The sequence below is a fragment of the Kineococcus vitellinus genome (assembly GCF_009906315.1).
Lineage (GTDB): Bacteria > Actinomycetota > Actinomycetes > Actinomycetales > Kineococcaceae > Kineococcus > Kineococcus vitellinus.
Genome location: NZ_JAAALL010000239.1, coordinates 1 through 6,842 on the forward strand (window position 1 = coordinate 1; position 6,842 = coordinate 6,842).

General features: G+C 77.1%; 8 protein-coding genes. 5 read left to right on the forward strand and 3 right to left on the reverse strand.

What is annotated here, in order from left to right; all coding sequences use genetic code 11:
• Positions 1–115 precede the first annotated feature (115 nt).
• Positions 116–787, reverse strand: coding sequence for a pentapeptide repeat-containing protein (locus GTQ99_RS27105; RefSeq protein ID WP_166617025.1), 672 nt, complete (start codon positions 785–787; stop codon positions 116–118).
• A gap of 298 nt (positions 788–1,085) precedes the next feature.
• Between GTQ99_RS27105 and GTQ99_RS17580 the strand changes: the two genes are divergently transcribed.
• The 5 genes from GTQ99_RS17580 (at position 1,086) to GTQ99_RS27110 (ending at position 5,172) form a co-directional block, all read left to right on the forward strand.
• Positions 1,086–1,454, forward strand: coding sequence for a hypothetical protein (locus GTQ99_RS17580; RefSeq protein ID WP_166617026.1), 369 nt, complete (start codon positions 1,086–1,088; stop codon positions 1,452–1,454).
• A gap of 139 nt (positions 1,455–1,593) precedes the next feature.
• Positions 1,594–2,199 carry an ATP/GTP-binding protein gene (locus tag GTQ99_RS17585; protein WP_166617027.1) on the forward strand — a complete coding sequence of 202 codons (606 nt, stop codon included), beginning with the start codon at positions 1,594–1,596 and terminating at the stop codon, positions 2,197–2,199.
• Entirely contained in the window at positions 2,196–2,582 is a 387-nt protein-coding gene (locus tag GTQ99_RS17590; protein ID WP_166617028.1) for a roadblock/LC7 domain-containing protein, read from the forward strand. Before GTQ99_RS17585 ends, GTQ99_RS17590 begins: the two co-directional genes overlap by 4 nt.
• A 104-nt stretch (positions 2,583–2,686) precedes the next feature.
• The gene (gene aspS, locus GTQ99_RS17595) at positions 2,687–4,504 is read left to right on the forward strand and encodes an aspartate--tRNA ligase (protein ID WP_166617029.1); all 1,818 of its coding nucleotides are present in this window, start codon (positions 2,687–2,689) and stop codon (positions 4,502–4,504) included.
• The gene (locus GTQ99_RS27110) at positions 4,501–5,172 is read left to right on the forward strand and encodes a phosphatase PAP2 family protein (RefSeq protein WP_166617030.1); all 672 of its coding nucleotides are present in this window, start codon (positions 4,501–4,503) and stop codon (positions 5,170–5,172) included. The genes aspS and GTQ99_RS27110 overlap by 4 nt, the downstream gene beginning before the upstream one ends.
• Here the strand turns inward: GTQ99_RS27110 and GTQ99_RS17605 are convergent.
• On the reverse strand, positions 5,104–5,394 hold the full coding sequence (locus tag GTQ99_RS17605) for a hypothetical protein (RefSeq protein WP_166617031.1): 291 nt from the start codon (positions 5,392–5,394) through the stop codon (positions 5,104–5,106). The two genes, GTQ99_RS27110 and GTQ99_RS17605, sit on opposite strands and share 69 nt — an antisense overlap.
• 114 nt (positions 5,395–5,508) lie before the next feature.
• Positions 5,509–6,842, reverse strand: a 1,334-nt coding sequence (locus tag GTQ99_RS17610; protein WP_166617032.1) for a sensor histidine kinase, incomplete at its 5' end; no start/stop codon positions are given.

Here is a 6,842-nt window from a genome sequence, read left to right on the forward strand (position 1 = left end):
GGTTCAGCCGGACCGGTTCAGCCGGACCGGTTCAGCCGGACCGGTTCAGCCGGACCGGTTCAGCCGGACCGGTTCAGCCGGACCGGTTCAGCCGGACCGGTTCAGCCGGACCGGTTCAGCCGGCCACGCGCACGCCCAGGTGCGCGGCGAGCAGCGGTGCCAGCAGGGCCAGCTGCACCTCGCTGACCACGGCGCCGCGCAGGTCGCCCACGCCGGAGACCGCCTCCAGCTCGCAGGCCGTCAGGTCGACGTCCTGCAGCCGCGCACCGGTGACGTCGAGGTGCCCGGTGCGGCAGTCCTCGAAGCGCACCCGCGTCCAGCGGGCCCCGGAGGCGTCGACGTCGCGCAGGTCGCAGCCGCGGAAGGTCACGTCGGTGAAGGTGGTGCCGCGCAGGTCGGCGAAGTCGACCCGCACCCGCTCCACCGCCACGCGCGCCCACCGCGCGCTCGCCAGGCCCCAGGCGCCCACCCGGCTGTCGCCGAGCACGACCTCCTGCCAGCTGGAGCCCGCCCACGGCGCCTCGCCGGCCTCCAGCCCGCTCAGCCGGCAGTCCACCAGCCGGGCGCCGGCCAGGCGCAGGCCGTCGGCGGCCGCGGAGCGCAGGACGCAGCCCAGGAAGCGGCTGTCGACGGCGTCGACCCCGCTCAGGTCCACGCTCTCGAAGAGCAGCCCGTCGTGCAGGGCCCCGCGCCCGGGCGGACCGGCGGCCGGGTGCAGCTGCGCCACGTCCGGTCGCGGCAGCGCGGGCCGGCCGCGGTCGGCCGCCGCCCTCCTCGGTGCGCTCACGGCCCCAGCCTGCCGCACGGGCCCCGGGTGCGGACCCGCTCCCGCCGCGAGCGGCGGGGAGCGCCCGCGAGGGGCCCGGAGCGGACCCCCGGCGGACCTCCGGCGGACCCCCGGCGGACCTCCGGCGGACCCCCGGCGGACCCGCGGAGGACCTGCTCACCCGTTCGTCGCAGCCGAGTTCACCCGGACGGCACGGGGAATGCCGTTCAGTCGAACTCCTCGCAGGTCGAAGCACTGGGGGACAGCAACGGACCGTGGAACAGCCGCGGTCCGCGAGCCCACCGCGGAAGGACCCACCATGGCCAACGTCGACGCCACCCTGAAGGCCTGCCTCGAGATCGACGGCGCCAGCGCCGCCGCCCTCGTCGACTACGAGAGCGGCATGTCCCTCGGCCAGGCCGGTGGCGGTGCCCTGGACCTCGACGTCGCCGCCGCCGGCAACACCGACGTCGTGCGCGCCAAGCTGCGCACGATGCAGCGCCTCGGCCTCGAGGAGAACATCGAGGACATCCTCATCACCCTCGGCACCCAGATCCACCTGATCCGCCTCATCCAGTCCAAGTCCGGCCAGGGCCTGTTCCTCTACCTGGTCCTCAACAAGGGGCAGTCGAACCTGGCGATGGCGCGCCGCCAGCTGACGATCCTCGAGCGCGACCTGGACATCTGAGCCGTCGCACCAGGCGCCGCCCCGAGGCGGCGCACCGCGCAGGCGACGGCGGCCGGACCGGGACCGGCTCCCGGCCGGCCGCCGTCCGCGCACCCGCCGGGCGCAGCCGCCGCCCGGCCCCAGCGCCCGAGGAGCCGCCGTGCCCACCCCCCGCAAGATCGTCGTGACCGGACCGTTCGGCGCCGGCAAGACCACGTTCGCCACCACCGTCGCCGAGGGCCTGGGCTGCGGGCCGCTGGTGAGCACCGAGACCGGCGTCAGCGACGAGACCGCGGCGCTGAAGACGTCCACGACCGTCGCGCTGGACCACACCACCGTCGTGGTGCCGGCCCCGGCGGGGGCGGCGTGGGCGGACACCCGGGTGACCCTGTTCGGCACGCCCGGCCAGGAGCGCTTCGCCTTCACGTGGGAGCTGCTGGCCCGCGGCATGGACGGCTACCTCGTCCTCGTCGACGCCAGCCGCCCGGCGAGCGTCTCCCAGGCCGCGGGCATCGTCACCGCCTTCGCCCGCCTGGCGCCCAGCACGCCGCGCCTCGTCGCGGTCAGCCGCTGGGCCGACCCCGCGGGCACCCGCACGCGGCTGGCGGCGCAGCTGGGCACCTCCCCGCAGGCCCTCGTGGCCTGCGACCCGCGCGAGCTCGCCGACTGCACCGCGGTCCTGCGGCTCCTGCTCGACGGCGTCGCCACCCTGGCGGCCCGCGCCGCCGCGGCGTCCGCGGCCACGACCGACGGAGCGCACGCGTGATCGTCAAGTACCACGCCACCCGGGTGAGCCTGGCGCTGAAGCGGGACATCCCCGGGGTGCGCCGCGTCCTCATCGCCCGCACCGACGGCCTGGCCTTCCACGACGACGGCCCCGAGAGCGAGCACGACGCGGCCGCGGCCGTCGTCGCCACCGTCCTGGGCATCGCCGAGCGGGCCGCCGACACCGCGGGCCTGGGCGCCTTCTCCTCCACCACCGTCAAGGGCGCCGACGGCACCCTCGTCGTCCACGCCGTCGACACCTCGCACCTGCTGGCGGTCGTCGCCGACCCGCAGGTGAACCTCGTGCTGCTGGACCGGCTGGCCCGCCGGCTGGTCGCCGAGCTGGCCGGCGCGGAGGCCGGGGTCCCCTCGCCGCGCCGCTGACGCCGCCGCGGCGGCCGGACGTCCGCGGGCGGCGGGCCGCCCGCGGACGTCCGTAGGATCGTGCGGTGCGCACTCCCGCGCACTGACGATCGAAGGGACTCCCCGTGCTCCGCACCCACGAGGCCGGCAGCCTGCGCGCCGGTCACGCCGGACAGACCGTGACGCTCACCGGCTGGGTGGCGCGTCGTCGGGACCACGGGGGAGTGGCCTTCCTGGACCTGCGCGACGCCTCGGGCGTCGTGCAGGTCGTCGCCCGCGACGAGATCCTCGACGCCGGCGGCGCGCACGAGCTGCGCAACGAGTACTGCGTGCGCATCACCGGCGACGTGCGGCTGCGCCCGGAGGGCAACGAGAACCCCGGCATCCCCACCGGCGAGGTCGAGGTCGACACCAGCGCGCTGGAGGTCCTCTCCGAGGCCGCGCCGCTGCCGTTCCAGATCGACGACGCCCTCAACGTCGGCGAGGAGGTGCGGCTGCGGCACCGCTACCTGGACCTGCGCCGCAGCGGGCCCGCCCGCGCGCTGCGGCTGCGCAGCGACGCGAGCCGGGCGGCGCGCGCCGTGCTCGACGCCCACCGCTTCACCGAGGTCGAGACGCCGACGCTCACCCGCTCCACCCCCGAGGGCGCGCGCGACTTCATCGTCCCCGCACGCTTGGCGCCGGGCTCCTGGTACGCGCTGCCGCAGAGCCCGCAGCTGTTCAAGCAGCTGCTCATGGTCGGCGGCCTGGAGCGCTACTACCAGATCGCCCGCTGCTACCGCGACGAGGACTTCCGCGCCGACCGGCAGCCGGAGTTCACCCAGCTCGACATCGAGATGAGCTTCGTCGAGCAGGACGACGTCATCGCCCTCGGCGAGGAGATCGTCGCGGCGCTGTGGAAGCTCGTCGGCGTCGACGTGCCGCTGCCCCTGCCGCGGATGAGCTTCGCCGAGGCGATGGCCCGCTACGGCAGCGACAAGCCGGACCTGCGCTTCGGCGTGGAGCTCGTGGAGTGCACGGAGTACTTCGCGGACACCTCCTTCCGCGTCTTCCAGGCGCCCTACGTCGGCGCCGTCGTCATGCCCGGCGGGGCCTCGCAGCCGCGCAAGGTGCTCGACGCCTGGCAGGACTGGGCCAAGCAGCGCGGCGCCCGCGGTCTGGCGTACGTGCTGGTCGGCGAGGACGGCGAGCTGTCCGGGCCGGTCGCCAAGAACCTCTCCGAGACCGAGCGGGCCGGCATCGCCGCCCACGTCGGCGCGGCCCCCGGCGACTGCATCTTCTTCGCGGCCGGTGCGGTGGCTGCCTCCCGGGCCCTGCTGGGCGCCGCCCGCGGCGAGATCGCCCGCCGCTGCGGCCTGATCGACGAGTCGGCCTGGTCGTTCCTGTGGGTCGTGGACGCGCCGATGTTCAAGCCGGCCGCCGAGGACGACGACGTGGCGCTGGGCGCCGGTCAGTGGGGTGCGGTGCACCACGCGTTCACCGCGCCCAAGCCCGAGCACCTGGACACCTTCGACGCCGACCCCGGCTCGGCGCTGACCAACGCCTACGACATCGTCTGCAACGGCAACGAGATCGGCGGCGGCTCGATCCGCATCCACCGCCGCGACGTGCAGGAGCGCGTGTTCGCGGTCATGGGCATCGACGAGGCGACCGCCCGCGAGCAGTTCGGCTTCCTGCTCGACGCCTTCGCCTACGGCGCGCCGCCGCACGGCGGCATCGCCTTCGGCTGGGACCGCGTCGTGTCCCTGCTGGCCGGCGCCGACTCCATCCGCGAGGTCATCGCCTTCCCGAAGTCCGGCGGCGGCTTCGACCCGCTGACCTCCGCGCCCGCGCCCATCACCGCGCAGCAGCGCAAGGAGGCCGGGGTCGACGCAGCGCCGGAGCCGAAGGCCGCCCAGGCGCCGCAGCAGCAGGCGCAGGGGGCCGGGCAGCAGCCCGCGTGAGGTCCGGCCGCGCGGGCGCGCTCGCCGCGGTCTGCGCGGCCGCCGCCGCGGTGCTCGCGGTGCTGGTGTCCACGGGCGCGAGCGCCCGCGTGGACGTGCCGCTGTCGCGGGCGGCGGTCTCCGCGGCGCTGGCGCACCCGGCGCCCACCCGCGCCGCGCAGGTCGTCGAGGCGGTCACCCAGCCCGGGTGGCTGTACCTGCTGGGTGCGCTGGCGACGGCGTGGTGCGCGCGCGCCGGGCGCCGGCGCGACGCGCTGACCGCCCTGGTGACGGGGGCGCTGGCCGCCGTCCTCTCGCCCGCGCTCAAGCTGCTGCTGGGTCGCGAGCGCCCGGCGCTGGAGGCGGGGCTCACGAGCGCCGGCGGCGGGTCCTTCCCCTCCGGGCACGCGATGTCGTCGGCGACGGTCGTCCTGCTCGCCGTCGTCCTGCTGCTGCGCCCCGGGGCGCTGCGCCGCCTCGTCGGCGTGCTCGGCGCGCTGCTGCTCGTCGTGGTCGCCGTGGACCGGGTGTGGCTGGGAGCGCACTGGCCCACCGACGTGCTCGGCGGCTGGCTGCTGGCGGCTGCCCTCGTCGGCGCGGCCGCCTGGTGGCGGCAGCTCTCAGAGCACCACGGTGACGAGGCTGCTGCGCCGCTGCGCGCCGTCGACGGCGGCGACGTCGACCGGTAGCGCCGCCGGGGAGAGGGCGGCGGCCACCGGGGCCGGGGTGCGCTCGCCGGCGCTGACCGTCGTCGGGGCGGCCTGCGCCGCGGTGGCCAGGCCCGTGCCGGACACCCCGGCCGCGAGGCCGATCGCGAGCAGCCGCCGCAGGTGGCGCGCGGAGCGGCGGGTGGTGCCGGCCGTGGTGCTGCCGGCGGTGGTGCGGGTGGTGCTGCTGCGGTGCGTCGTCATGCCCCGAGCCTGCGCCGCGCTCCTGTTCGCGCCGTGGGCGTCCCCTGTGGGCCCGCACAGCCGCACCGGCGGCCCGGGGCTCCGGGGGAGCCGGCGGTGGTCGCCGTCGTGCGCTCACCGCCGGTCGCCCGCCTCCGTCCGCCGCGGGGCGGCGCCTTGGTGCGCGGGCAGCGTGACGCGGAACGCGGTGCGCCCGGGCCGGCTGTCGACGCCGACGACGCCGTGGTGGGAGGCGACGACGGCCTGCACGATCGCCAGGCCCAGCCCCGTGCTGCCGGCGGCCCGCGAGCGCGAGGAGTCCCCGCGGGCGAAGCGCTCGAAGACCCGCGGCAGCAGCTGCGGGGCGATCCCCGGGCCGTCGTCGACGACGTCGAGGTGGACGAGGTCGCCCTCCGGGTGCAGGCCGACGGTGACGGTGGTGCCCGGCGGGGTGTGGGTGCGCGCGTTGGCCAGCAGGTTCGCCAGCACCTGGTGCAGCCGGCCGGGGTCGCCCACGACCTCCACGGCCTCCTCGGGCAGGTCCAGGCGCCACACGTGCTCGCGCCCGGCGACCTGCGCGTCGCCGACCGCGTCGAGCACCGTCATCGTCAGGTCGACGGGTGCGCGCTCCAGCGGCCGGCCGGAGTCCAGGCGCGCCAGCAGCAGGAGGTCCTCGACCAGGCCCGTCATCCGCAGCGCCTCGGACTCCACCCGGCCCATGGCGTGCAGCACGTCCGCGGGCACGGCGTCGCGGCTGCGGCGGGTCAGCTCGGAGTAGCCGCGGATCGCCGCCAGCGGGGTGCGCAGCTCGTGGCTGGCGTCGGCGACGAACCGGCGCACCCGCTGCTCGGACTCGTGCCGCGCGGCCAGCGCGGAGCCGACGTGGTCGAGCATCCGGTTGATGGCGGCGCCGACCCGGCCGACCTCGGTGCGCTCGTCGGCGTCGGCGGCGCTCACCCGGTGCTCCAGGTCCACCTCGCCGCGGTCCAGCTCCAGCTCGGAGACGCGCGAGGCCGTCGCCGCGACCCGGCGCAGCGGAGCCAGGTCGCGGCGCACCAGGACGCCGCCGACCCCGGCCGCCGCGGCCACGCCGAGCAGGATGACGGCGGCCTCCACGCCGATGACCCGCGCGAGCGTGCCGCGCACGTCGGCCAGCGGCAGGCCCACGACCACGAGGGAGCCGTCCTCGCGCAGCGCCGCCTGGACGCGGTAGGCGCCCAGGCCGGGCAGCGCGAGGCTCTCCCGCTCGTCCGGGTCCACCCCGCGCAGCGCCTCGGCCTGCGCGGCCGTCAGCGGCGTCCGGCAGCCGACGGCCTGCTCGGAGCCGGTGTCCACGACCCCGGACTGCCCGGCGGCGAACGCGCCGTCGGCGAAGACGGCGTTGAGGGTGCCGTCCGCCTGGCCGGGGCCCACGAAGGAGGCCACCGGGCGGCGGGCGCGGCGGGGACGGGGTCTACACCGGGTGCGGC

Coding starts and splice junctions, on each gene's coding strand:
- GTQ99_RS17605 (WP_166617031.1), bottom strand. CDS start 5,394: ATGACGACGCACCGCAGCAGCACCACCCGCACCACCGCCGGCAGCACC.
- GTQ99_RS17580 (WP_166617026.1), top strand. CDS start 1,086: ATGGCCAACGTCGACGCCACCCTGAAGGCCTGCCTCGAGATCGACGGC.